The following is a 22,653-nucleotide window of genomic DNA, read 5'->3' as shown; positions in this document are numbered from 1 at the left end:
AAGATCGCAGGACCGGGGCCGTTTGTCGGTGGCGTGGGCGAGACTTGCTCTGTGGCACGCACTGACGAGACCGGGCAGCTGCCCCGGCACGGGTCCCCCTTCGGCACGACGCCGCCCAATCCGCCTCCGGGCGCGGGCGACGCCGGGTCGAACGACCGCATGCCGCGCTGGCTGCCGCGCGCCATGGTGCTCGCGCTGGCGCTCGTCGGCGTGTTCCAGCTGGGCAGCTGGGCCTTTCATCAGCTCACCGGGCTGCTGATCAACATCCTCATCGCGTTCTTCCTGGCGCTCGCCATCGAGCCCGCGGTGAGCTGGATGGCCTCGCGCGGGATGCGCCGGGGACTGGCCACCGCCGTCGTCTTCCTCACCGTGATCGTCGTCTCCGCCGGGTTCGTGACCCTGCTGGGGTCGATGCTCGCGGGCCAGATCATCAAGATCGTCGAGGATTTGCCGAACTACCTCGACTCGGTCATCAACTGGATCAACGCGCACTTCAACACCGAGCTGCGTCGCGTCGACGTCCAGGAGGGCCTGCTCAAGTCGGACTGGCTGCGCAATTACGTGCAGAACAGCGCCACCGGCGTCCTGGCGGTGTCCGCCCAGGTCCTCGGCGGCCTCTTCCAGCTGCTCACGATCACGCTGTTCTCGTTCTACTTCGCCGCGGACGGCCCCCGACTGCGCCGCGCGCTGTGCTCCGTACTGCCACCCGCCAGGCAGGCCGAGGTGCTGCGCGCCTGGGAGATCGCCGTCAACAAGACCGGTGGCTATCTGTACTCGCGCGGCCTGATGGCGCTGATCTCCGGCATAGCCCACTACATCCTGCTGGCCAGCCTGGATGTGCCGTACGCGCCCGTGCTCGCCGTGTGGGTCGGCCTGGTGTCGCAGTTCATCCCCACCATCGGCACGTATCTCGCGGGCGCCCTGCCCATGCTGATCGCGTTCACGGTCGATCCCTGGTACGCGCTGTGGGTGCTGATCTTCGTCGTGGTCTACCAGCAGTTCGAGAACTATGTGCTGCAGCCCAAGCTGACCGCCAAGACCGTCGACATCCACCCGGCGGTCGCCTTCGGTTCGGTCATCGCGGGCACGGCTCTCCTGGGCGCGGTGGGCGCGCTGATCGCCATCCCGGCGGTCGCCACGCTGCAGGCGTTCCTGGGGGCCTACGTGAAGCGTTACGACGTCACGGACGACCCCCGTGTTCACGGGCACCGAAAGCGGGGGACGGGTCGCAGCCTGTTCGCACGCGCGGGTGCGCTGTGGATACGTCGGCCGGGGCAGAAGCCTCCGGCGGGGACGGGGGGTTCCGGTTCCGGTGAGAGCTCCGGTGAGGGTGGGGGTTCCGGGCGGGGGGCCGGTGACAACGGGGGGTCCGGGCAGGGTCCCGGTGACAACGGGGGTTCCGGACAGGGTCCCGGTGAGGACGGCGGTTCCGGGCAGGGTCCCGATGGCAACGGGGGTTCCGGACAGGGGCCCGGCTGAGCGAGCCTGCGCTTGCGTCATGATCGGCGCATGACAGAGATCGTGCTGATGTCAGATCCCAGGATCGCGGCGATCCCGGTTGTCGACTGCGGTGAGAAGCTGGTCGATGTCCGGCTGCGGGAGGCCATCGCCGTCGACCGGCGCAGGGACGACCGAGTGGGCGCCTTCGCACACCTGCGGGAGGGCGTGCTGGCTCGCCTTCTCAAGGCTCAGGAGCTTCTGCCGGACGGCGTCCGTCTGCTGTTCGTCGAGGGGTACCGGCCGCCCGGCCTCCAGCGTTTCTACTTCGAGCAGTACGCCGACGAACTGCGGGCGGACAATCCGGGCTGGTCGGCGGAACGGGTGCGCGAGGCCGCGAGCCGCTATGTGTCACCGCCCGAGATCGCTCCACACAGTGCCGGCGCGGCGGTTGATCTCACCCTCATGTCCGACGACGGGCAGGAACTCGACATGGGGACGCGGGTGAACGCCAGTCCGGAGGAGAGCGACGGCGCCTGTTACACGGACGCCCGCGCCATCGGACCGCAGGCCCACGACAACCGGCGGATGCTCGGGAACGCACTGACCGCTGCGGGCCTGGTCAACTATCCGACCGAGTGGTGGCACTGGTCGTACGGTGACCGGTACTGGGCCCATGTCACCGGCGCGGCGCATGCGCTCTACGGGCCGCGAGAACGGGCTTGAGTCTCCCCTTGGGGGAGACGCGAAGGTGAGGTCATGGACGGCGCCACCCTCTACTCGATCGGTGAACTGGCCCGGCGCACCGGGCTGACGGTCAAGACCATCCGCTTCTACTCGGATCGCGGCATCGTGGCTCCGGCCGGCCGCACCCCCGCCGGCTATCGCCGCTACGGTCCCGAGGCCGTCGCCCGACTCGCACTGGTGCGTACGCTGCGCCAACTCGGACTGGGCCTCGACGCGATCCGGCAGGTCGTCGAGCGAGAACTGACGCTGGGCGCCGTCGCCGAGCAGCACGCAGCCGCGCTGGACGTTCAGATCGCCACCCTGCGGCTGCAGAGGGCGGTGCTGACGGCCGTGGCCAGGCGCGAACCCAGCCCCGAGGAGATGGAACACATGCATCAGCTGGCCCAGCTCTCCCAAGCCGAACGCCGCCGGCTGATCGACGGCTTCCTCGACAGCGTCTTCGACGGGTTGGACGACGGTCCCGGTCGCCATGCAGCGGCCCGTCGGTCCATGACGCCCGGGCTGCCCGACAACCCCACCGACGAACAGATCGAGGCATGGGTGGAGCTGGCGGAACTGACGCTGGACCCGGATTTCCGCGGCCGTATGCGCGACGCGGCCGAACATCACACGGCCGACCGCCCTCAAGGCGCCTCCACGCCGCCGCGCCCTGACGTCGTCGCCGTCGCCCGCGATCTCGCCGCAGCGGCCGTCGAGTCCGGAATCGCTCCGGAATCGCCCCAGGCCGATTCCGTGGTGAGGGCGCTCACCGCAGCCTGCGCAGGCGTCCTGGGCCGCGCCGACGACTCCGAGCCGCACCGATGGCTCCTGCGGCGCCTGGAGGCCGCGAACGATCCGCGCCGGGACCGGTACTTCCTCCTCCTCGCAGTCATCAACGACTGGCCGGCCCCGGACCGGCTGACTCCGGCGCTCGACTGGTCCGTCACGGCGTTGCGCATACGGGCGGCACGATGACGCGGCATGTGCAAACCACGGTGGCCCGTCGCTGACCGGCGTGGTCGTCCGCGCGTGGCTGAGGTGTCGCGTGGTGCGCTTGACACGAAAATCGAACATCTATTCTTATGGAGGTGCCGGCGAGACGCTCGGCGGGCATTTCGCCACGGTTTCGACGGAGAAGTGCCCGAGTTATCCACAGGCCGGATGGGCGTCGGGGCGCATTGTCAGTGGCAGGCGTTAGCGTCTTTGACGTGAAGCGATCGACTCAAGCAAACCGGGTGGAACCCATGGCAGGTACCGACCGCGAGAAGGCCCTGGATGCCGCACTCGCACAGATTGAACGGCAGTTCGGCAAGGGCGCGGTCATGCGCATGGGCGAGCGGCCGAACGAGCCCATCGAGGTCATCCCCACCGGGTCGACCGCGCTCGACGTCGCGCTCGGCGTCGGCGGCATCCCGCGCGGCCGTGTGGTGGAGGTGTACGGACCGGAGTCCTCCGGCAAGACGACCCTGACCCTGCACGCGGTGGCGAACGCGCAGAAGGCCGGTGGCCAGGTCGCCTTCATCGACGCGGAGCACGCGCTCGACCCCGAGTACGCGAAGAAGCTCGGCGTCGACATCGACAACCTGATCCTGTCCCAGCCGGACAACGGTGAGCAGGCCCTGGAGATCGTGGACATGCTGGTCCGCTCCGGTGCCCTCGACCTCATCGTCATCGACTCCGTCGCCGCGCTCGTCCCGCGCGCGGAGATCGAGGGCGAGATGGGCGACAGTCACGTCGGTCTCCAGGCCCGTCTGATGAGCCAGGCCCTGCGGAAGATCACCAGCGCGCTCAACCAGTCCAAGACCACGGCGATCTTCATCAACCAGCTCCGCGAGAAGATCGGCGTGATGTTCGGCTCCCCGGAGACCACGACCGGTGGCCGGGCGCTGAAGTTCTACGCCTCGGTGCGCATGGACATCCGCCGTATCGAGACCCTGAAGGACGGCACCGACGCGGTCGGCAACCGCACCCGTGTCAAGGTCGTCAAGAACAAGGTCGCGCCGCCCTTCAAGCAGGCCGAGTTCGACATCCTCTACGGCCAGGGCATCAGCCGCGAGGGCGGTCTGATCGACATGGGCGTGGAGCACGGCTTCGTCCGTAAGGCCGGCGCCTGGTACACGTACGAGGGCGACCAGCTCGGCCAGGGCAAGGAGAACGCGCGCAACTTCCTGAAGGACAACCCCGACCTGGCCAACGAGATCGAGAAGAAGATCAAGGAGAAGCTGGGCGTCGGCGTACGGCCGGAGAAGCCGGCCGCCGAACCGGGCGCGGACGCCGCAGCCTCCGCCGCTCCGGACGACGCCGCGAAGACGGTGCCCGCACCGGCGGCGGCCAAGGCCGCCAAGACCAAGGCCGCGACCGCCAAGAGCTGACCGGTGACGCGACGAACGGACTGGGCCGAGTACGCCGCCTACCCGGACGCTCAGCCGGAGCGTGGGAGAGGCGGCGACGAGGGCTCCTCCGGTGTGGGCGGCCATGCCCGCGAAGGCGATGTGGCCCATGAAGCGGACGGGGGGAACGACAGCGAGGCTTGGGCGGAGAGCGGCTCGGCGTACGGCACCGGTGACTCCCGTGGCGGCTCGCGGCGCGGTCGCGGTGGGGCCGGCGGGGCTCGGGGCACGAATGACTCCGGCGGCTCGCGCGGGCGTCGCCGACGCGGCCGTACGGAGCCGTCCGGTGAGGATGGAGGCGCCTCTTCCTCGTCGAGGGCCGAGGAGAGGATGCCCCCAGCGGACCCGGTGGAGCAGGCGCGGGCGATCTGTCTGCGCCTGCTCACCGGGACCCCGCGCACGCGGAAGCAACTCGCGGACGCCCTGCTCAAGCGGGAGATTCCGGACGACGCCGCCGAGGAGGTGCTGTCGAGGTTCGAGGAGGTCGGCCTCATCAACGACAGCGCCTTCGCCGACGCTTGGGTGGAGTCCCGGCATCACGGCCGAGGGCTGGCCCGGCGCGCGCTCGCCCAGGAACTGCGCACCAAGGGCGTCGACACCACGCTGATCGACGCGGCCGTCGGCCGGCTGGACTCGGAGCAGGAAGAGGCGACCGCACGCGAACTCGTGGACCGCAAACTGCGCTCCACACGCGGCCTCGACCGCGACAAACGCCTGCGCCGCCTCGCGGGCATGCTCGCCCGCAAGGGCTATCCGGAGGGCATGGCTCTGAGGGTGGTCCGGCGGGCGTTGGAGGAAGAGGGCGAGGATACGGAGTTCCTCGGGGACGAGGGGTTCTGATGCCGACGGGGCTGGGGCATGGAGTCGATGGGGCCCCTAGCCCTTTGGGGCGCGCCTCTTTGGTGCCCGCCTTCGTCGCCCGATCTTTGGAGCCCGCGACGCCGGTCATGTCCTGGGCGCGGGCGTGCCGTCGGCCCAGGCGAGCGCAGGGGTCCGGCCTCGGACACGGTTGACGCGCGGGGGCGCCCATCGCGTTCGGGGCCGGGATCGAGCAGTCGGCCCCCCGGGGATAGCCGGGACAGTGTGCCCGGGATGGCGCCCTATCCCGGGACGCTCCCTGAGGCAGTGCCCCGGCCAGCCGCTAGGCCTTCGCCCCACCCTCGGACGTAACCGGCAGCCCGTCCGCCCGCCAGGCCTGGAACCCGCCGACCAGATCCGTGGCCCGGTGCAGTCCCAGCCGCCGCAGTGACTCGACGGCCAAGCTCGACGCGTACCCCTCGTTGCAGATCACCACGACCCGCAGGTCGTGACTCGTGGCCTCGGTGGCGCGATGGCTGCCCTGCGGGTCGAGCCGCCACTCCAGTTCGTTGCGCTCGACGACGAGAGCGCCGGGGATCAGGCCGTCCCGCTCGCGCAGGGCCGCGTACCGGATGTCGACCAGCAGAGCCTCGCCGCCCTGCGCGGCCTCGTACGCCTCCCGAGGCACGATCCGCTCGTAGCCCGCGCGCACCCGGTACAGCAACTCGTCTATCCCCACCGGCCGCTTCTCCACGCCGTTGATGCTCATGCTCACCTCATCCCCGCCGACGGCCTGATCGCTCACGCCACCGACCTTCAACTCCCGCTCACCAAACGGCCGTTCGCCCACGTCACGCAGCACAGATTCGCTCCCCGCCCCGCTCACTGCCAGTCCTCCGGACGTTCCACCTGCTCCAGGCGCAGGATCGGTCCGCTGCGGCTGAAGCGGCGGATCAGCGGCAGGGGTGGGTAGTAGGCGTGCACGGAGATCGCGTGCTGGTCGGCGGCTGCGTTGAGAACCTCGTGCACATGGTGTCGGCCGAAGGAGCGACCCTTCCCGGCCGGCAGACGGCGGGACCGGTCCACGTCCTCCGCCAGTTCCAGGGTCTTCCAGCCGTCGGCCGGCAGCCGGACGGCGAGGGAGTGCTCCTTGAGCTCGCCGGCCGCCGTCACGAAGGCCCCGACCGACTCGGCGTGGTCGTGCCAGTCGGTGCCCGTCCCGGGCGGCCAGCCGATCAGCCAGGCCTCACTGCCGCCGGGGCCTTCGAGCCGTACCCAGGTACGGCCCTCCGGATCGAGGGGTAGCGAGGCGATCAAATCGGCGTCGGCCGCGGTACGCCGGACGAAGTCGAGAAGGTCCGCCTGCGTCGGAGCGGAGTTCGGAACCGGGCTGGCACTGGGATCCGGCGTGGCAACCGGCTCGGACGCGGCAACGGCGGCAGGAGAGACAGACACGGGCACCGTCCTGATGAGAGTTCGCGAAGAGCCCGCGACGGCACCGGACAAAGGCACGGAGCGCGCGGGAAGAAGAAGGGGGATGCGAGTTCAGCAGGACGGGCGACACACGCAGCCCGCATAGCGGACGAGGTCCATATGGACCCTCCGCCACAGGCGCACACAGGTGTCGGTCACGATCCGGAGTACACCACGCCGGTGCGGACGGGTCAACTCACTGTCACTATGCGGACCGCACAGTGACGGTGAGTGCTGCATTCAGGTGAGTTCCGGTTCAGAGGTGAGCAAGGTGCGACAGGTGTGGATCACGGCGCACTGATCCGCACCAGTTCAGCCCGCACGGGAACGCACCCTTTTCCGGCGACGGCTTCAGCGCGACCCAGCCGCCGCGCCCGCCTCCTCCGCCACCTTGACCGGTCCGCCCAGCGCCGCCTCGGCCGCCGCGTACAGATCGGCGGGCCGTACCCCGCTCAGCGCCGTCACCAAGTGCCCGTCGGGCCGCACCAGCAGGACGGAGTGCGCGGCCCCCCCCGGGTAGCTCTCCGTGACCAGCAGCTCGGCCGGATACGGCAGCGCCGTCACCGCGGCCGCCAGCCGGGGCATGATCCCGGCCGTCGCCCAGTGCTTGCGTTCCCACACGCCTGTGCCCGGCGCGATCAGCAGGACCAGGAGCGCGCCGCGCCCGAGCCGGTCCCGCAGCCGTACGAAGGAGCCGTCCTCCGCCGTGACCCGCACGTCCACGACCGGCGTGCCGGGCGGCGTGTCCACGGGGACCTCGCCCTCCAGGTGCCCCGGCGCGAGGGGCGAGTCGGCATACGACCCCGGCGCACCCAGGGCGCCCTGCCCCAAATGGCCGTCCATCAGCAGTGCGTCATGGCCCCTGGAGGAGCCGGGTACGACGGCGCGTAGCCCGGCGCCGCCGCGCAGCAGTGGCAGCGCCTGGTCGGCGGCGCGCAGCCGGGTGGCGACGGCCGCGCGTCGCTCCGTCTGGTAGCTGTCGAGCAGTGCCTCGTGCGGCCCGTGATGCCAGGCCGACGCCAGCTTCCAGGCGAGGTTGTCGGCGTCACGCAGCCCCTCGTCCAGCCCGTGAGTGCCGAGCGTGCCGAGGCAGTGCGCCGCGTCCCCGGCGATGAAGACGCGGCCCACACGCCAGCGCCGCGCCAGGCGGTGGTGCACCGTGTGAACTCCCGTGTCGAGGAGCTCGTACGGCGGTGTCGGCCCGTCGGACCAGCCGGTGAGCGTCTCTCGGACGTGCGTCACCAGCAGCTCGGGTGTGACCAGGTCCTTGCCCGGCGGCAGCAGCCAGTCCAGGCGCCACACCCCCTCCGGGAGCGGCCGTCCGGTCACCTCCCCGCCCGAGGGTCCGGACGCCCGCCACGGCGGCATCCGATGGAGCAACGCCTGGCCCTCCCACGGAAGTTCCACGCGCAGCGCGGCCACGGCGTGTCGCTCCACGGCCGTACGGCCCGGGAAGCGGATGTCCATGAGTTTGCGCACGGTCGAGCGGGGGCCGTCGCAGCCGACCACGTAACTGCCGCGCCACCACGTGCCCTTGGGTCCGCGTGTGTGGACGGTGACGCCCGAGGGCTCCTGCTCAACGGCGTCCAGGCGGCTGTCCACGGTGACCTTGACGAGCGGTTCGCCGGCGAGGGCCGCGCGCAGGGCGCCGGTCAGGACGTGCTGGGCGATGTGCAGGGGGGCGGGGTTCGTGCGGCATTCGGGCTCTTCCCCGGCGCCGTCGAACGTGACCTCGCGCATCACCTGCTTGCGCCGCATCGACCGCCATCCGGCCCAGTGGGCTCCGGCATCGCCGAGCCGTACACCGGCCAGGCGTTCGATGAGGGCGGTGGTGTCCTCGCGCAGGACGACACTGCGTGCGAGACGGGGTTCGTCCTTGCCGGGACCCTCGTCGAGGACGACGCAGGGGACTTCCTGACGGGCCAGAGCAAGGGCGAGCGTAAGCCCGACGGGCCCCGCTCCGACGATGATCACCGGGTCCATGGCGCAGCGCCCCCTGCCCGCGGCGGTGTCCCCGGCGACACAAGTGAACAGAAAGTTGGAGCAGGGTGCACGATCACAGAACGTATGCAACCCATTGCCGGTGCTTGCGTCAAGTGACGGAGGGCAGTGGCGATCATGCCACTGCCCTCCGTCACCTCATGCGACCTGATGCCTCATCACAAGCCACTGGTCCCGGGGATCCCGCCTCCGGCACCGGTCCCGAAGGTGCCGCCGGTCGCCGCCGGGTTCAGCTCCTCCATGTCCTCGGCGCCGAGCACCGCACCGGTGCCCTTCTTGCTCCGCCGCAGCCTCTTCTCCAGCCAGCTCGCGAAGCTGGTGAGGATGAAGTTGAGGATGATGTAGATGATCGCCACCACGACGAAGCTGGGGATGGCGTTGCCGTAGTTGGCCGCCAGGGTGCCGCGCGCGTTGAGCAGCTCGGTGAACCCGATCATCACGCCGCCCAGCGCGGTGTCCTTCACGATGACCACGAGCTGGCTGACGATGGCCGGCAGCATGGCGGTGACGGCCTGCGGCAGCAGGATGGACCGCATCGTCTGGTTCTTGCGCAGGCCGATCGCCATCGCGGCCTCGGACTGCCCCTTGGGCAGGGCGAGGATGCCGGCCTTCACGATCTCGGCGAGGACGGACGCGTTGTAGAGCACCAGGCCGGTGACGACCGCATAGATCGGCCGCTCCTCGGTCGTGACGTTCGTCCAGCGGTCGTAGAACTCGTTCGCGAACAGCATCAGCAGCAGGACCGGGATCGCCCGGAAGAACTCCACCACCCAGGCGGCCGGAAGCCGTACCCACCGATGGTCGGACATGCGTGCGATACCGAACACCGCGCCCAGAGGAAGGGCGATCACCATGGCCAGGGCCGCGGCCTTGAGCGTGTTGGCGAGTCCCGGCAGCAGATACGTCGTCCAGGCGTTGGACTCCGTGAACGGTTTCCACAGGGCCCACTCCAGCTGGCCCTTACCGTCCATGGCGTCCCAGACGAACCACACGAGCAGGGCGAGCAGGGCGAAGAAGACCACCGAGATGACCACATTGCGCCGTTTGGCGCGAGGCCCCGGGGCGTCATAGAGAACGGAACTCATCGCTTCACCGCCAGTCGCTTGCTCAGCCAGCCGAGGAAGAGGCCGGTGGGCAGGGTCAGTACCACGAAACCGAAGGCGAAGACCGCGCCGATGAGCAGCGTCTGAGCCTCGTTCTCGATCATTTCCTTCATCAGGTAGGCGGCTTCGGCCACACCGATCGCTGCCGCCACCGTCGTGTTCTTGGTGAGGGCGATCAACACGTTGGCCAGCGGGCCGATGACCGAGCGGAAGGCCTGCGGCAGGATGATGAGCCGGAGAGTCTGACTGAAGGTCAGCCCCATGGCACGGGCCGCCTCGGCCTGTCCCATCGGCACGGTGTTGATGCCGGAGCGGATCGCCTCGCAGACGAAGGCGGCGGTGTAGCCGACGAGGCCGAGGATCGCCAGGCGGAAGCCCTGGACCTTGAAATCGGAGGCGCCCAACGTCACGCCGAAGACATCGGCGAGGCCGAGCGAGGTGAAGATGATGATGACCGTCAGGGGGATGTTCCGGACGATGTTCACATAGGCCGTGCCGAACCCACGCATGAGCGGGACCGGGCTGACCCGCATCGCGGCCAGCAGAGTTCCCCAGATCAGGGAACCGAGGCCGGAGACGGCGGTGAGTTTCACCGTCATCCAGAAGGCACCCAACAGAGTTGGGTTGTCATAGTCAGAAAGAAAGTCGAACACGATCTCCCGCGCTTCCGGGTGGGTGGCGTAGGTGGATAGCGCGGCGCGCCGCCGCCCTGATCGCGGTGGACGGCAGCGCGCCGGTCAGGCACTGCGCTACTTGACGATGACGCCGATCTTCGGCGCGGGCTCGTTCTTGTAGTTGGCCGGACCGAGGTTGTCGGCGACCGCCTTGTCCCAGGCCTTCGAGCTGACCATCTTCTCGAGGGCGGCGTTGACCTTGTTCACGGTCTCGGTGTCACCCTTCTTCACACCGATGCCGTAGTTCTCGTTGCTCAGCTTGAGGCCGGCGAGCTTGAACTTGCCCTTGTACTGCTCCTGCGCGGCGTAACCGGCGAGGATCGAGTCGTCCGTGGTCAGGGCGTCCACGGTGCCACTCTGCAGCGAGGAGATGCACTCCGAGTAGGTGCCGTTCTCCTTGAGGTTGGCCTTCGGCGCGAAGTCGTTCTTGACGTTCTGCGCCGAGGTGGAGCCGACCACCGAACACAGGTTCTTGCCGTTCAGGTCGGTGGCCTCGGTGATGTCCGAGTCCGTCTTGACCAGCAGGTCCTGGTGGGCCAGCAGGTACGGGCCGGCGAAGTCGACCTTCTGCTTGCGCTCATCGGTGATCGAGTACGTCGCGGCGATGAGCTTCACGTCGCCACGGGCGAGGGCGTTCTCACGGTCGGCGCTCTTCGTCTCGACGAACTCGATCTGGTCGGGCTCGTAGCCGAGCTCCTTCGCCACGTAGGTGGCGACGTCGACGTCGAAGCCGGAGAAGGTGCCGTCGGGCTCCTTCAGGCCCAGACCCGGCTGGTCGTACTTGATGCCGATCTTGATCTTGTCGCCGCCACCGGAGCCCGACCCACTGTCGCTGTCACCGTCCCCACCACACGCGGTGGCGGTGATGGAAAGGACGAGGGCGGCGGCCGCCGCGGCGGAGACTTTGCGGAGCTTCATGGTGAACATCCTTTGTGTGAAGAAGCGATGCGTGCCGCCAGGTGCGGCGGGGTGACGCAGGTCGTCGGATGCGAGACGCAGTCCGTCAGGGTGCGGAAACGCAGTCCGTCGGTGGTGCGGGAACGCAGTCCATCAGTGGTGCAGGATCTTGGACAGGAAGTCCTTCGCGCGGTCGCTGCGCGGATTGCTGAAGAACTGGTCCGGTACGGCTTCCTCGACGATCTTGCCGTCCGCCATGAAGACCACCCGGTTGGCGGCAGAACGGGCGAAGCCCATCTCGTGGGTGACGACGATCATGGTCATGCCGTCGCGGGCGAGCTGCTGCATGACCTCCAGGACCTCGTTGATCATCTCCGGGTCGAGCGCTGACGTGGGCTCGTCGAAGAGCATGACCTTGGGGTCCATGGCCAGCGCCCGGGCGATGGCCACACGCTGCTGCTGGCCGCCGGAGAGCTGGGCGGGGTACTTGTCCGCCTGGTTGGCCACACCCACCCGGTCGAGCAGGGTGCGGGCCTTCTCCTCGGCCTTCTTCTTGTCCGTCTTACGGACCTTGATCTGGCCCAGCATCACGTTCTCGAGCACGGTCTTGTGCGCGAAGAGGTTGAAGGACTGGAAGACCATGCCGACGTCTGCGCGCAGCCGGGCCAGCTCCTTGCCTTCCTGGGGCAGCGGCTTGCCGTCGATGGCGATCGCGCCGGAGTCGATCGTCTCGAGGCGGTTGATGGCGCGGCACAGGGTCGACTTCCCGGACCCGGAGGGTCCGATGACCACGACGACTTCACCGCGGGCGATCGTCAGGTCGATGTCCTGCAGCACGTGCAACGCGCCGAAGTGCTTGTTCACGTTCTTCAGGACGACCAGGTCGCCGGTCGCGGCCACACTGTCCTTGGCCACCGATACTTCGGTCATCGCTCTCAGGCTCCGTCCTCCTCGGTTTCGGAGGACAGTAATAACCGTATCCGACCTGCGTCATTAGTTCTGAGGGGAATCTGAGCATCACGATCCGATAGCAATCGGACACGTGTCGTAGCACTTGCTACCTGGGCGCGTACCGGCTGGGTAACGGAAGCCCCCCGGAACCGGAACCCTCTTGACGGCGTCCTCGTCCATCAGCGTGACTTCCATGGTGCACGCGCGCGTGTGCACGCACTGTGTATCTGTCCGAATCGTACGGCCGGTGAACTGAGGGAGGCCGGGGTGAGACTCCTCCTCGTCGAGGACGACAACCATGTCGCCGCCGCGCTGTCCGCGGTCCTGGCGCGACATGGTTTCGACGTCACGCACGCGCGCAGCGGCGAGGAAGCCCTTCAGGCACTCGTCCCCGAGGGCAACGGCTTCGGCGTCGTCCTCCTCGACCTCGGCCTGCCCGACCAGGACGGCTACGAGGTCTGCGGCAAGATCCGCAAGCGCACCAGCACCCCGGTGATCATGGTGACCGCGCGCTCCGACGTCCGCTCCCGCATCCACGGCCTCAACCTCGGGGCCGACGACTATGTGGTGAAGCCGTACGACACCGGAGAACTGCTCGCCCGGATCCACGCCGTCAGCCGGCGCACCACCCCGGAGGACACCGCAACGGGCGGCGAAGGTGTGCTGCGCCTGGGCTCGGTGCATATCGAGCTGCCCACGCGGCAGGTCAGTGTCGACGGTTCGGTCGTCCAGCTGACCCGCAAGGAGTTCGACCTGCTGGCCCTGCTCGCCCAGCGCCCCGGGGTGGTCTTCCGCAGGGAGCAGATCATCAGCGAGGTGTGGCGCACGAGTTGGGAGGGGACCGGGCGCACCCTTGAGGTGCATGTGGCATCCCTGCGTGCCAAGCTGCGCATGCCGGCGCTGATCGAGACCGTACGCGGCGTCGGCTACCGGCTAGTCGCCCCGGCCTCGTAGCGGGCACGGGTGCGCACTCGACTCCTTCCGCTGCTCATCGTCCTGATGGCGGCCGTGCTGCTCGCGCTCGGCGTACCGCTCGCCATCAGCCTGGCCTCGGCCCAGCAGCAGGACGTGGTCGTCGACCGGATCGACGACACGGCGTACTTCGCGGCCATCGCCCGCCCCGCCGCCGACGTCACCACCGGATCCCGCGACGACCTGCGCATCCTGAGCCGGGAGCTGGAGAACTACTACGACGTCTACGGCATCCGGGCCGGTGTCTTCCTGCCCAACGACACGCCCCTGGCCAACGGGCCGACGACCTGGTTCCTGCCCGAGACCGGCGAGGTGCGCGACGCCTTCGAGGAGTCGCTGCTCAGCCGGCGCAGCCACGACCCCAAGCAGGTGTGGCCCTGGCAGCGCGGGCGCCTCGTCGTCGCCTCGCCGGTCATCCGGGACGGCGATGTCGTCGCGGTCGTCGTCACCGACTCGCCCACCGGGCAGATGCGCTCCCGGATCGTGGACGGCTGGCTGATCATCGGCGCCGGATTGACGGCCGCGATGCTGGTGGCCGTCGGGGCCGCCCTGCGGCTGACCGGCTGGGTGCTCAGGCCGGTGCGGGTGCTGGACGTCACCACCCACGAGATCGCGAGCGGTCGCCTCAAGTCACGGGTCGCGGTGGCCAGCGGTCCGCCGGAACTGCGACGGCTGGCACGGTCGTTCAACGAGATGGCGGACAACGTCGAGGACGTGCTGGAGCAGCAGCGCGCCTTCGTCGCCGACGCCTCGCACCAACTGCGCAACCCGCTCGCGGCGCTGCTGCTGCGCATCGAACTGCTCGCCTTCGAGCTTCCCGAGGGCAATCCGGAGATCGCCTCGGTGCAGGCCGAGGGCAAGCGTCTGGCGCAGGTCCTGGACGACCTGCTCGACCTCGCCCTGGCCGAGCACACCGCGGCGGACCTCCGGCTGACCGATGTCGGCGCGCTGGCCGCCGAGCGGGTCGCCGCCTGGGCACCGACCGCCGAGGCCAAGGGCGTCCGACTGGTGGGGAACTGCCCGGCCACCACCGCCTGGGCCGACCCGGTCGCCCTGTCCAGCGCGCTGGACGCCGTGATCGACAACGCGGTCAAGTTCACGCCGAAGGACGAGTGCGTCGAGGTGACCGTCACCTCCAACGGCGCCGTGTCGACGATCGAGGTGACCGACAACGGCCCCGGCCTCTCCGCCGAGGAGCTCGCCCGCATCGGCGACCGCTTCTGGCGCAGCGGCCGGCACCAGAACATCAAGGGCTCGGGCCTGGGCCTGTCGATCTCCAGGGCCCTGCTCGCGGCCGGCGGGGGCTCGATCTCGTACGGCCCTCATGAGCCACACGGGTTGCGGGTGACCGTGACGGTGCCGCGGTCGGCGCCCACGGCGTAGTGCCGGTGGACAGCGGACCTACGGCTTGACCGAGCGGTAGTAGCGCCGGGCGCCGTCGTGCAGGGTCAGCGGGTCGGTGTAGATCGCCGTGCGCAGGTCCACGAGCTGGGCGGAGTGGACGTGGGCGCCGATGCCGTCGCGGCTCTTGATCACCGTGCGGGTGAGCCACTCGGTCAGGCGGGGGTCCATGTCCTTGCGGGTGATCAGCAGGTTGGAGACGGCGATCGTCGCCACCGTGTCGCCGTTCTGGACGGTGGGATACGCCGACTCCGGCATGTTGGTCGCGCGGTAGAAGTGCGCCGTGTCGCCCTGGGCGTGCACCTTGGCGACGAGGTCGGCGTCGATCGGCACGAACCGGAACGCGGAGTTCTCGGCGATCTTCTCCAGCCCGTCCGTGGGCACGCCGCCCGACCAGAAGAACGCGTCCAGCTCGTGCCCGAGCCGTTTGGGCCCGGTGTCGATGCCGTCCGCCCTCGGCGTGATGTCCTTCTCCGGGTCGATCCCGGCGGCCTCCAGTACGCGGGTGGCGATCAGCCGTACGCCGGAGTTGGGCAGCCCTATGGCCACCCGCTTGCCCTTCAGGTCCGCGACGGAGCGGATGTCCGAGTCCGGCGGGACGACAAGCTGTACGTAGTCGTCGTACAGGCGGGCGACACCGCGCAGCTTGTCGGTGGCGGGCCTGCCGCCCGTCTTGTACGTGTCCACCGCGTCGGCGGCGGCGATCGTGAAGTCGGCCTTGCCGGTCGCCACGCGCTCCACGTTCTCCTGGGACCCGGCACTGGTCAGCAGTCGTACCTTCAGCTGGGGCATGTCCCTGGCGAGCTCGTTGCGCAGGAGTTCGCCGTACTCCTGGTAGACCCCCGCGCGTGTGCCGGTGCTGAACGTGATCGTCCCGCTGGGGGGTTCCTCGCCCAGGGGCAACAGCCACCACAGCAGCAACCCGAGGGCCACGAACCCGGCGGCCGTGCCCTGCAGGGCCCGGCGCCTGCTGATGCGGGTGAGTGCCTTGGACATGGCGGCGATCCTGCCAGCCGGTACGCGGTGCTGACCAGGGCCGAGGTCACAGCGCGGGGGAGCGGTCGGTCGTCGGTGCCGGGCGCCTCCATGATCGGGACAGCGGGCGGGGACTGTCGGACCCGGCCGTTACAGTCGCCGTATGAGTGCCTCTCCCGCCGACCTGGTCCGTGAGTTCCACCGCGCCTTCGGGCTCGACACCCGCAGTACGCCGACGGCGGTCTCCCCGGAACTCGCCGCCCACCGTGGAGAACTGCTCGCCGAGGAGGCCGCGGAGGTCGCCGAGGTCTCCGTCAGAGGCCCGCTCGACCGGCTCGCGCACGAGCTGGCGGACGTCGTCTACGTCGCGTACGGCACGGCCCTGGTCCACGGCATCGACCTCGACGCCGTGCTGTCCGAGATCCACCGCTCCAACATGACCAAGCTGGGCCCCGACGGCCAGGTCGCCCGCCGCGCCGACGGCAAGGTCCTCAAGGGCGAGCACTACCAGGCGCCGGACGTGTCGGCCGTGCTGCGCCGCCAGGGATGGGTGGCCGACGGGGCCTGAGCGGCCGCGTCAGAGCAGGATGACGGTCTTCCCGCGGGAGCCCCCGGCACGGGCGCGGGCCACGGCGGCCGGGGCGTCGGCCAGCGGGACCTCGGCGTCGATCGTGATGCGCAGCTTGCCGGCGTCGGCGAGGGCGGCGAGGGACTCCAGCTCCTTCCGGCTGGGGTCGTTGACGAGGTTGACGCCATGGATCTCGCGAGCGGCCAGGGCGTCGGGGTCGGCGGCCCGGTTGGTGCTCACGAACCTGCCGCCGGGCTTGAGCAGACCTGCCAGGGCGTCGATGTCCCCGCCGGCCGGGGTGACCAGGTCGAGGACGGCGTCGATGCCGCCGGGGTGGGCGGCCAGGACCTGCTCGGCGGTGGGGGCGGAGGTGAAGTCGATGGTCTCGTCGGCGCCGAGATCGCGGAGGTGGCCGGCTATGTCGCCGGTGGCGGTGGCCAGCACCCTGGCGCCCTGGAGCGCGGCGAACTGGATCGCCGACTGCCCCACACCGCCGGACGCGCCGTTGACGAGGATCACCTGACCGGTGTCGAGCCGGGCGGCCTCGATGGCCTGGTAGGCGGTGACGCTGGCGGTGGGCAGCGCCGCCGCGATCGGGAACGGCAGGTCGTCGGGCATACGGGCGAGGGTGCCGTTCTCGGCGGCCACCACGTACTCGGCGTAGGAGCCGCGGCCGGCCGCGAGGTTCATGAACTGGCCGTAGACGGTGTCACCGGGCCGGAAATGGATCACATCGGGGCCGATGCGCTCGACCACGCCGGCTCCGTCGGATCCCATGACCAGCGGGAAGCCGTGCTCGACCAGGTCCTTGAGGGCGCCGTCGGCGACCTTCCAGTCGAAAGGGTTCAGCGCGGCCGCGTGCAGCCGGACCAGCACCTCGCCCGGTCCCGGTTCCGGCACGGGCAGGTCGGTGAGGAGCGGCTCGGCCCCGAAGTCGGTGAGGGTGACGGCCTTCATGACGGTGCCTTTCTCGCGGGCGCCGGGCGGGGCGCCTCCGGTGCGTGTCCTGGCGGGCGCTTCAGTCCTGGGCGGGCTCGTCCCAGGTGATGCTCAGTTCGTTGCGCCGGCCGAAGCGTTCGAGGTGGCTGCCCACGACGTCCTGGATGGTGGTGAGCGTTGCGGCGTCGGGCGCGGTGATCCGGATCAGCAGGTGGCCGTCGACGGGTTCGAGGACGACGTCGGTGTGCTGGAAGGTCAGGCGCCGGCCGCCGTCGGGCGTCTCCTCGACGGGGATCTTCCGGCCGAAGTGCGAGCCGAGCTGCTTGGCGTAGCGCGGGGCGGCGTCGGTGGCGACACGGGCGAGGGAGGAAGGCATGGGATGGGTGCTCCTTCGCGGGTTTGACGAACAGGTGAGTTCAAATTTGAACCGTGACGCCTCGACGATAGCGCGAGGTTTCAAATTTTGAACAAGGCGATCGGTGTTGCGCCGGTCACACCGGACGGCTGGATGCGGGCCCGGGTTGCGCGCCAGGTTCGAATTTGAACAGTCGCGCTAACGTTGACGCATGGCCGAACCCCACTGGTTGAACGAGGAAGAGCGGCGCGCCTGGTACGCGTTCGTGGCCGCCGGAGCGCTCGTGAACCGCCGTCTCGATCAACAGCTCAAGGACGACGTGGGGATCACGCACCTCCAGTACGAGATCCTCGTGCGCCTGAACGCCGCCCAGGGCCGCGAGATGCGCATGAGCGGCCTCGCCGACGCGCTCCTCAACTCCAAGAGCGGCCTGACCTACCAGATCACCCAGCTGGAGAAGGCCGGCCTGGTGACCCGGCGCTCCTGCCCGAGCGATGTGCGCGCGGTCTACGCCGTCCTCACCGACGCCGGCCGGACCATGCTGGAGCGGGCGGCGCCGGGCCATGTCGCCCTCGTTCGCAGGCTCCTCATCGATGTCCTCACGCCACAGCAGCTCGCGAATGTCGCCGACGGCCTGGGCGAGGTTGCCCGGCGGATGCAGGAGAGTGAGGCCGGGGTCGGGCGGTAGGGACTCCCGGCCACTGGAACTCCCGCCCGGACTCGGCTGCCCGGACTGGCCGGGACAGGGCTCCCTCACGACCACCTACCCTTGAGCCATGACCACCAGCAGCGACCGGAGCCCGGCAGTGGACGTTCACGGATCCAAGAGTTACGAAATCCGCACCTACGGGTGCCAGATGAACGTCCACGATTCCGAGCGATTGTCCGGGCTGCTCGAAGAGGCCGGTTACGTGCGCGCGCCCGAGGGTTCGGACGGCGACGCGGACGTCGTCGTCTTCAACACCTGCGCGGTCCGCGAGAACGCCGACAACAAGCTGTACGGCAACCTCGGTCACCTCGCCCCGAAGAAGGCCGGCCGGCCCGGGATGCAGATCGCCGTCGGCGGCTGTCTCGCGCAGAAGGACCGCGACACCATCGTGAAGCGGGCGCCCTGGGTGGACGTCGTCTTCGGCACGCACAACATCGGCCAGCTGCCGGTCCTGCTGGAGCGCGCCCGTGTGCAGGAGGAGGCGCAGGTCGAGATCGCCGAGTCGCTGGAGGCGTTCCCCTCGACGCTGCCGACCCGGCGCGAGAGCGCGTACGCGGCCTGGGTGTCGATCTCCGTCGGCTGCAACAACACCTGCACCTTCTGCATCGTCCCGGCCCTGCGCGGCAAGGAGAAGGACCGCCGCACCGGCGACATCCTCGCCGAGATCGAGGCCCTGGTCACCGAGGGCGTCAGCGAGATCACGCTGCTCGGCCAGAACGTCAACGCGTACGGTTCCGACATCGGCGACCGCGAGGCGTTCAGCAAGCTGCTGCGGGCGTGCGGAAAGATCGACGGCTTGGAGCGCGTCCGCTTCACCTCGCCGCACCCGCGCGACTTCACCGACGACGTGATCGCGGCGATGGCCGAGACGCCGAACGTCATGCCGCAGCTCCACATGCCCCTCCAGTCCGGCTCGGACACGGTCCTGAAGGCGATGCGCCGCTCCTACCGGCAGGAGCGCTACCTCGGGATCATCGAGAAGGTCCGCGCGGCCATCCCGCACGCTGCCATCACGACCGACATCATCGTGGGCTTCCCCGGCGAGACCGAGGAGGACTTCGAGCAGACGCTGCACGTCGTCCGGGAGGCCCGGTTCGCGCAGGCCTTCACCTTCCAGTACTCCAAGCGGCCCGGGACCCCGGCCGCGACCATGGAGGACCAGATCCCCAAGAAGGTCGTCCAGGCGCGCTACGAGCGCCTTGTCGCCCTCCAGGAGGAGATCTCCTGGGAGGAGAACAAGAAGCAGATCGGCCGCACCTTCGAGCTGATGGTCGCCGAGGGCGAGGGGCGCAAGGACGACGCCACGCACCGTCTGTCCGGCCGCGCCCCCGACAACCGCCTGGTCCACTTCACCAAGCCGGATCAGGAGGTCCGCCCCGGCGACGTGGTCACCGTCGAGGTCACCTACGCCGCCCCGCACCACCTCCTCGCCGAGGGTTCCGCCCTCGATGTGCGCCGCACGCGCGCGGGCGACGCCTGGGAGAAGCGGAGCACCGCCGAGGCCGCGAAGCCGGCGGGCGTGATGCTGGGGTTGCCGAAGATAGGGGTTCCGGAGCCGGTGCCGGTGGCCGCGGGGAGCGGCTGCGGCTGCGACTGACCGCCCCCGCAACTGACACTCCTGAGCCCTACGGCGTTACGCTGCCGATCATGCTCGTCGCCGCCGCAGTCTGCCCTTGCCCGCCGCTCCTCGTGCCCGACGTCGCCGCCGGTGCCGCCCCCGAGCTGGCCCCCGCGCGTGCCGCCTGCACGGACGGGCTGGGCCTGCTCGCGGCGGCCCGGCCGGACCGGCTCGTGGTCGTCGCGCCCGGCGAGGAGGGCGAGCACGGGGCGTACGCAGAGGGCGCGCGGGGTTCCTTCCGCGGCTTCGGTGTGGACATCGACGTACGGCTGGGGCGGGCCGAGACCGGCACCGACGCCTCCGCGCCCTCGCAACGTCCACTCCCGACCTCGCTCGCCGTCGCCGCATGGCTGCTGGAGCGGACCGGTTGGGCGGACGCCCCGATCGAGGGACTCGCGGTGGGGGAACCTCTGACCCCAAAGCGGTGTATTGAGATCGGAAGAGAAGTCGCGACCCGGGCCGAGCGGGTGGCGCTGCTGGTGATGGGCGACGCCAGCGCCTGCCGCACGCTCAAGGCTCCCGGCTACCTCGACGAGCGCGCGGCGCCTTTCGACGCGTCCGTCGCGCGTGCGCTGGGTGAGGCGGACGTGGCCGCCCTCAAGGCGCTGGACACCGAGCTGGCGCACGAGCTGAAGGCCTCGGGGCGGGCTCCGTGGCAGGTCCTCGCCGGCGCCGCCGAGGATGCGGCCCTGTCGGGCGCCCTGCTGTACGAGGACGCGCCGTACGGGGTGGGCTACCTGGTCGCGACCTGGTCGTAGAACAGGCCGCAAGGGGCGGGGCAGCGCCGGAAAGAGCCTGCAAGAACCACTGCCGAAACGGCGGACGGCCGGGAGCCGTCAAGCTCCGCGGCCGTCCGTCGATTGCCGTTTCAGGTGGTCGGCGGGGGTGAGTCCGGCGGCGGTGTGCTGCCGCCGGTCGCCGGGTCGTCGCCCTTGTGAGCGATTCGCTCCATGGCACCCTTGGCCTTGCCGGTGCCTGTGTGGATCTTCTCGCTGTACTTGCCCTTGGTTCTCTCGTCGACGGCCTTAGCGGCCTTGTCGAGGCCGTGGTGCACCTTGTCCTCGTGCCGCTGCGCGAAGTCGGAGACCTTGTCCTTGGCCGGGGCGAGTTTGGCTTTCAAATTGTCCTTCAGACCCATCGTTCACCTTCCCGCGCGGGGCAGTTACGTGCGGGCGCCCTCACCGGCCTCGCTGTCGGCCGCCTCGTCGGCAGACTGCTGCTTGGGGATCTCGACTCCGTCGTCGCCGTCGCCGTCGGCCTCGACCGACTCCGCCGCGGCCGGCTGGGCCGCGTCCTCGGCCTTGGTCTCGGCCGCGCCCTTGGCCTCTGCCGACTCCTCCGCCGCGGGCTCGGCCGTTGGTGTGTCGGCCTGGACCTCGGCAGTTGACGCCGCCTCCGTAGTCTTCGACCTCCGGAAAATCCGTGCGAAAACGCCCATATCCACTCCATACGTTACTCGTGCGGGCGAAATCCCGCGTCGTCCGGTGCGTCCGTTTGCGCCCCCGGGTCGCCGCCTCCGCGAAACCGGCGGCGGAAACCTCGCAACAGGCAACGACCTCGCGGGTGTGCCGTCACGTAACTCGTTCGAGTCCGCCCCGTGAGGTTTGCGAGACTGGGGCGGTGAGCAGCGCACCCCCCGCCCCCCGTGTCATTGCCGTTGTCGGACCCACCGCGGCCGGAAAGTCCGATCTGGGCGTTTTCCTGGCCCGGCAACTCGGGGGCGAGGTCGTCAACGCCGACTCCATGCAGCTCTACCGAGGGATGGACATCGGCACCGCCAAGCTGACGCCCGAGGAGCGCGCGGGCGTTCCGCACCACCTGCTGGACATCTGGGACGTGACGGTCACCGCGTCCGTCGCCGAATACCAGCGGCTCGCGCGCGAGCGGATCGACGCGCTGCTCGCCGAGGGGCGCTGGCCGATCCTCGTCGGCGGCTCGGGGCTGTACATCCGCGGAGCCGTCGACAACCTGGAGTTCCCCGGCACCGACCCCGAGGTCAGGGCACGGCTCGAGGAGGAACTGGCGCTGCGCGGCTCCGGGGCGCTGCACGCCCGTCTGGCCGCCGCCGACCCCGAGGCCGGGCAGGCGATCCTGCCCAGCAACGGCCGCCGTATCGTCCGGGCCCTTGAGGTGATCGAGATCACCGGCCAGCCCTTCACCGCCAACCTCCCCGGCCACGACTCGGTCTACGACACCGTCCAGATCGGCGTCGACGTGGCCCGCCCCGAGCTGGACGAGCGCATCGCACGCCGAGTGGACCGGATGTGGGACGCCGGGCTCGTGGACGAGGTGCGCATGCTGGAGGCGCAGGGGTTGCGCGAGGGGCGTACGGCCTCGCGTGCGCTCGGCTACCAGCAGGTGCTCGCGGCGCTCGCCGGGGAGTGCACTCTCGACGAGGCGCGGACCGAGACCGTACGTGCCACCAAACGCTTCGCGCGCCGCCAGGATTCATGGTTCAGGCGCGATCCGCGGGTGCACTGGCTCAGTGGGGCTGCGGCAGATCTCACAGAACTTCCGCATCTCGCACTGGCGTTGGTCGAACGACCGGTTACAGCCTGATCACGTGATGGCATCGGGACGCTCCGGCCGTCATCCCGGCCTCCGGCGCCATGCCATCATCGAGCTTCGATCGACCAAGTGGAGTCCGAGTTGGGAGGGCGCGTGGC

25 protein-coding genes are annotated in these 22,653 nt (G+C 69.8%); 12 read left to right on the top strand and 13 right to left on the bottom strand.

Annotated elements, in window-relative coordinates:
- The first annotated feature begins 51 nt into the window (after nt 1-51).
- From ACFQ6S_RS16440 to recX, 5 genes are all read left to right on the top strand, one after another.
- On the top strand, nt 52-1,479 hold the full coding sequence (locus ACFQ6S_RS16440) for an AI-2E family transporter (RefSeq protein WP_383409134.1): 1,428 nt from the start codon (nt 52-54) through the stop codon (nt 1,477-1,479).
- A gap of 30 nt (nt 1,480-1,509) precedes the next feature.
- Nucleotides 1,510-2,163, top strand: a complete 654-nt coding sequence (locus ACFQ6S_RS16435) for a M15 family metallopeptidase (protein ID WP_383409131.1) — start codon at nt 1,510-1,512, stop codon at nt 2,161-2,163.
- A 33-nt stretch (nt 2,164-2,196) separates the two neighbouring features.
- Nucleotides 2,197-3,138, top strand: coding sequence for a MerR family transcriptional regulator (locus ACFQ6S_RS16430; RefSeq protein ID WP_383409128.1), 942 nt, complete (start codon nt 2,197-2,199; stop codon nt 3,136-3,138).
- A gap of 269 nt (nt 3,139-3,407) precedes the next feature.
- Nucleotides 3,408-4,535 (top strand): recombinase RecA, encoded by a 1,128-nt coding sequence (gene recA, locus ACFQ6S_RS16425; RefSeq protein ID WP_383409125.1) that lies wholly within the window; start codon nt 3,408-3,410, stop codon nt 4,533-4,535.
- Between the two features lie 3 nt (nt 4,536-4,538).
- Nucleotides 4,539-5,393 carry a recombination regulator RecX gene (gene recX, locus ACFQ6S_RS16420; protein WP_383409122.1) on the top strand — a complete coding sequence of 285 codons (855 nt, stop codon included), beginning with the start codon at nt 4,539-4,541 and terminating at the stop codon, nt 5,391-5,393.
- Between the two features lie 301 nt (nt 5,394-5,694).
- On the opposite strand, the gene ACFQ6S_RS16415 is transcribed toward recX, so the two are convergent.
- From ACFQ6S_RS16415 to ACFQ6S_RS16380, 8 genes are all read right to left on the bottom strand, one after another.
- Nucleotides 5,695-6,120: a rhodanese-like domain-containing protein gene (locus tag ACFQ6S_RS16415; RefSeq protein WP_383409305.1), complete on the bottom strand. Its 426-nt coding sequence runs from the start codon at nt 6,118-6,120 to the stop codon at nt 5,695-5,697.
- 113 nt (nt 6,121-6,233) lie between these two features.
- Complete coding sequence (locus ACFQ6S_RS16410) at nt 6,234-6,806, bottom strand: cysteine dioxygenase (protein ID WP_383409119.1); 573 nt, start codon at nt 6,804-6,806, stop codon at nt 6,234-6,236.
- A 90-nt stretch (nt 6,807-6,896) separates the two neighbouring features.
- Entirely contained in the window at nt 6,897-7,064 is a 168-nt protein-coding gene (locus tag ACFQ6S_RS16405; RefSeq protein WP_383409115.1) for a putative leader peptide, read from the bottom strand.
- 111 nt (nt 7,065-7,175) lie between these two features.
- Nucleotides 7,176-8,807 carry an FAD-dependent monooxygenase gene (locus ACFQ6S_RS16400; RefSeq protein ID WP_383409111.1) on the bottom strand — a complete coding sequence of 544 codons (1,632 nt, stop codon included), beginning with the start codon at nt 8,805-8,807 and terminating at the stop codon, nt 7,176-7,178.
- Between the two features lie 176 nt (nt 8,808-8,983).
- The gene (locus ACFQ6S_RS16395; protein WP_383409108.1) at nt 8,984-9,910 is read right to left on the bottom strand and encodes an amino acid ABC transporter permease; all 927 of its coding nucleotides are present in this window, start codon (nt 9,908-9,910) and stop codon (nt 8,984-8,986) included.
- Entirely contained in the window at nt 9,907-10,581 is a 675-nt protein-coding gene (locus ACFQ6S_RS16390) for an amino acid ABC transporter permease (RefSeq protein WP_383409105.1), read from the bottom strand. The genes ACFQ6S_RS16395 and ACFQ6S_RS16390 overlap by 4 nt, the downstream gene beginning before the upstream one ends.
- A gap of 96 nt (nt 10,582-10,677) precedes the next feature.
- Nucleotides 10,678-11,520 carry a glutamate ABC transporter substrate-binding protein gene (locus tag ACFQ6S_RS16385; protein WP_383409102.1) on the bottom strand — a complete coding sequence of 281 codons (843 nt, stop codon included), beginning with the start codon at nt 11,518-11,520 and terminating at the stop codon, nt 10,678-10,680.
- A gap of 132 nt (nt 11,521-11,652) precedes the next feature.
- The gene (locus ACFQ6S_RS16380) at nt 11,653-12,429 is read right to left on the bottom strand and encodes an amino acid ABC transporter ATP-binding protein (RefSeq protein ID WP_383409099.1); all 777 of its coding nucleotides are present in this window, start codon (nt 12,427-12,429) and stop codon (nt 11,653-11,655) included.
- A 288-nt stretch (nt 12,430-12,717) separates the two neighbouring features.
- Here ACFQ6S_RS16380 and ACFQ6S_RS16375 point away from each other — a divergent pair, with 288 nt between their 5' ends.
- Nucleotides 12,718-13,404 (top strand): response regulator transcription factor, encoded by a 687-nt coding sequence (locus tag ACFQ6S_RS16375; protein ID WP_383409096.1) that lies wholly within the window; start codon nt 12,718-12,720, stop codon nt 13,402-13,404.
- Nucleotides 13,405-13,413: 9 nt separating this feature from the next.
- Nucleotides 13,414-14,805, top strand: coding sequence for an ATP-binding protein (locus tag ACFQ6S_RS16370; protein ID WP_383409093.1), 1,392 nt, complete (start codon nt 13,414-13,416; stop codon nt 14,803-14,805).
- A gap of 18 nt (nt 14,806-14,823) precedes the next feature.
- On the opposite strand, the gene ACFQ6S_RS16365 is transcribed toward ACFQ6S_RS16370, so the two are convergent.
- The gene (locus ACFQ6S_RS16365; RefSeq protein WP_383409090.1) at nt 14,824-15,819 is read right to left on the bottom strand and encodes a TAXI family TRAP transporter solute-binding subunit; all 996 of its coding nucleotides are present in this window, start codon (nt 15,817-15,819) and stop codon (nt 14,824-14,826) included.
- A gap of 142 nt (nt 15,820-15,961) precedes the next feature.
- Between ACFQ6S_RS16365 and ACFQ6S_RS16360 the strand changes: the two genes are divergently transcribed.
- Entirely contained in the window at nt 15,962-16,366 is a 405-nt protein-coding gene (locus ACFQ6S_RS16360; protein WP_383409087.1) for a MazG nucleotide pyrophosphohydrolase domain-containing protein, read from the top strand.
- A 9-nt stretch (nt 16,367-16,375) separates the two neighbouring features.
- Here the strand turns inward: ACFQ6S_RS16360 and ACFQ6S_RS16355 are convergent, their stop codons facing one another.
- Together ACFQ6S_RS16355 and ACFQ6S_RS16350 are read right to left on the bottom strand one after the other, a co-directional pair.
- Nucleotides 16,376-17,323 (bottom strand): NADP-dependent oxidoreductase, encoded by a 948-nt coding sequence (locus tag ACFQ6S_RS16355; protein WP_383409084.1) that lies wholly within the window; start codon nt 17,321-17,323, stop codon nt 16,376-16,378.
- A 61-nt stretch (nt 17,324-17,384) separates the two neighbouring features.
- Nucleotides 17,385-17,681, bottom strand: coding sequence for a DUF2218 domain-containing protein (locus tag ACFQ6S_RS16350; protein ID WP_383409081.1), 297 nt, complete (start codon nt 17,679-17,681; stop codon nt 17,385-17,387).
- 190 nt (nt 17,682-17,871) lie between these two features.
- On the opposite strand from ACFQ6S_RS16350, the gene ACFQ6S_RS16345 reads away from it, so the two are divergent.
- The 3 genes from ACFQ6S_RS16345 to ACFQ6S_RS16335 all read left to right on the top strand — a co-directional run bounded on the left by ACFQ6S_RS16345 (nt 17,872) and on the right by ACFQ6S_RS16335 (nt 20,745).
- Nucleotides 17,872-18,348, top strand: a complete 477-nt coding sequence (locus ACFQ6S_RS16345; protein ID WP_383409078.1) for a MarR family winged helix-turn-helix transcriptional regulator — start codon at nt 17,872-17,874, stop codon at nt 18,346-18,348.
- Between the two features lie 88 nt (nt 18,349-18,436).
- Entirely contained in the window at nt 18,437-19,966 is a 1,530-nt protein-coding gene (gene miaB / locus ACFQ6S_RS16340; protein ID WP_383409075.1) for a tRNA (N6-isopentenyl adenosine(37)-C2)-methylthiotransferase MiaB, read from the top strand.
- A 50-nt stretch (nt 19,967-20,016) separates the two neighbouring features.
- Nucleotides 20,017-20,745, top strand: coding sequence for a class III extradiol dioxygenase subunit B-like domain-containing protein (locus ACFQ6S_RS16335; protein WP_383409072.1), 729 nt, complete (start codon nt 20,017-20,019; stop codon nt 20,743-20,745).
- Nucleotides 20,746-20,855: 110 nt separating this feature from the next.
- On the opposite strand, the gene ACFQ6S_RS16330 is transcribed toward ACFQ6S_RS16335, so the two are convergent.
- Nucleotides 20,856-21,125 (bottom strand): antitoxin, encoded by a 270-nt coding sequence (locus tag ACFQ6S_RS16330; RefSeq protein ID WP_383409070.1) that lies wholly within the window; start codon nt 21,123-21,125, stop codon nt 20,856-20,858.
- 24 nt (nt 21,126-21,149) lie between these two features.
- Nucleotides 21,150-21,425: a hypothetical protein gene (locus ACFQ6S_RS16325; protein ID WP_383409067.1), complete on the bottom strand. Its 276-nt coding sequence runs from the start codon at nt 21,423-21,425 to the stop codon at nt 21,150-21,152.
- Nucleotides 21,426-21,607: 182 nt separating this feature from the next.
- Between ACFQ6S_RS16325 and miaA the strand changes: the two genes are divergently transcribed.
- Nucleotides 21,608-22,546, top strand: coding sequence for a tRNA (adenosine(37)-N6)-dimethylallyltransferase MiaA (gene miaA / locus ACFQ6S_RS16320; RefSeq protein ID WP_383409064.1), 939 nt, complete (start codon nt 21,608-21,610; stop codon nt 22,544-22,546).
- The last annotated feature ends 107 nt before the right edge of the window (nt 22,547-22,653 follow it).

It is taken from the genome of Streptomyces sp. NPDC056479 (genome assembly GCF_042795335.1).
In the GTDB taxonomy this organism is placed as follows: Bacteria; Actinomycetota; Actinomycetes; order Streptomycetales; family Streptomycetaceae; genus Streptomyces.
The sequence above is the reverse complement of the archived record's forward strand: the minus strand, read 5'-3'. Positions and strand labels throughout refer to the sequence as shown.

Excerpts from the sequence above, each read along its gene's own strand:
- ACFQ6S_RS16435 (WP_383409131.1), top strand. The coding sequence starts at position 1,510 with ATGACAGAGATCGTGCTGATGTCAGATCCCAGGATCGCGGCGATCCCG.
- ACFQ6S_RS16430 (WP_383409128.1), top strand. The coding sequence starts at position 2,197 with ATGGACGGCGCCACCCTCTACTCGATCGGTGAACTGGCCCGGCGCACC.
- recA (WP_383409125.1), top strand. The coding sequence starts at position 3,408 with ATGGCAGGTACCGACCGCGAGAAGGCCCTGGATGCCGCACTCGCACAG.
- ACFQ6S_RS16415 (WP_383409305.1), bottom strand. The coding sequence starts at position 6,120 with ATGAGCATCAACGGCGTGGAGAAGCGGCCGGTGGGGATAGACGAGTTG.
- ACFQ6S_RS16405 (WP_383409115.1), bottom strand. The coding sequence starts at position 7,064 with ATGCAGCACTCACCGTCACTGTGCGGTCCGCATAGTGACAGTGAGTTG.
- ACFQ6S_RS16400 (WP_383409111.1), bottom strand. The coding sequence starts at position 8,807 with ATGGACCCGGTGATCATCGTCGGAGCGGGGCCCGTCGGGCTTACGCTC.
- ACFQ6S_RS16395 (WP_383409108.1), bottom strand. The coding sequence starts at position 9,910 with ATGAGTTCCGTTCTCTATGACGCCCCGGGGCCTCGCGCCAAACGGCGC.
- ACFQ6S_RS16385 (WP_383409102.1), bottom strand. The coding sequence starts at position 11,520 with ATGAAGCTCCGCAAAGTCTCCGCCGCGGCGGCCGCCGCCCTCGTCCTT.
- ACFQ6S_RS16380 (WP_383409099.1), bottom strand. The coding sequence starts at position 12,429 with ATGACCGAAGTATCGGTGGCCAAGGACAGTGTGGCCGCGACCGGCGAC.
- ACFQ6S_RS16365 (WP_383409090.1), bottom strand. The coding sequence starts at position 15,819 with ATGTCCAAGGCACTCACCCGCATCAGCAGGCGCCGGGCCCTGCAGGGC.
- ACFQ6S_RS16360 (WP_383409087.1), top strand. The coding sequence starts at position 15,962 with ATGAGTGCCTCTCCCGCCGACCTGGTCCGTGAGTTCCACCGCGCCTTC.
- ACFQ6S_RS16355 (WP_383409084.1), bottom strand. The coding sequence starts at position 17,323 with ATGAAGGCCGTCACCCTCACCGACTTCGGGGCCGAGCCGCTCCTCACC.
- ACFQ6S_RS16350 (WP_383409081.1), bottom strand. The coding sequence starts at position 17,681 with ATGCCTTCCTCCCTCGCCCGTGTCGCCACCGACGCCGCCCCGCGCTAC.
- ACFQ6S_RS16345 (WP_383409078.1), top strand. The coding sequence starts at position 17,872 with ATGGCCGAACCCCACTGGTTGAACGAGGAAGAGCGGCGCGCCTGGTAC.
- miaB (WP_383409075.1), top strand. The coding sequence starts at position 18,437 with ATGACCACCAGCAGCGACCGGAGCCCGGCAGTGGACGTTCACGGATCC.
- ACFQ6S_RS16335 (WP_383409072.1), top strand. The coding sequence starts at position 20,017 with ATGCTCGTCGCCGCCGCAGTCTGCCCTTGCCCGCCGCTCCTCGTGCCC.
- ACFQ6S_RS16330 (WP_383409070.1), bottom strand. The coding sequence starts at position 21,125 with ATGGGTCTGAAGGACAATTTGAAAGCCAAACTCGCCCCGGCCAAGGAC.
- ACFQ6S_RS16325 (WP_383409067.1), bottom strand. The coding sequence starts at position 21,425 with ATGGGCGTTTTCGCACGGATTTTCCGGAGGTCGAAGACTACGGAGGCG.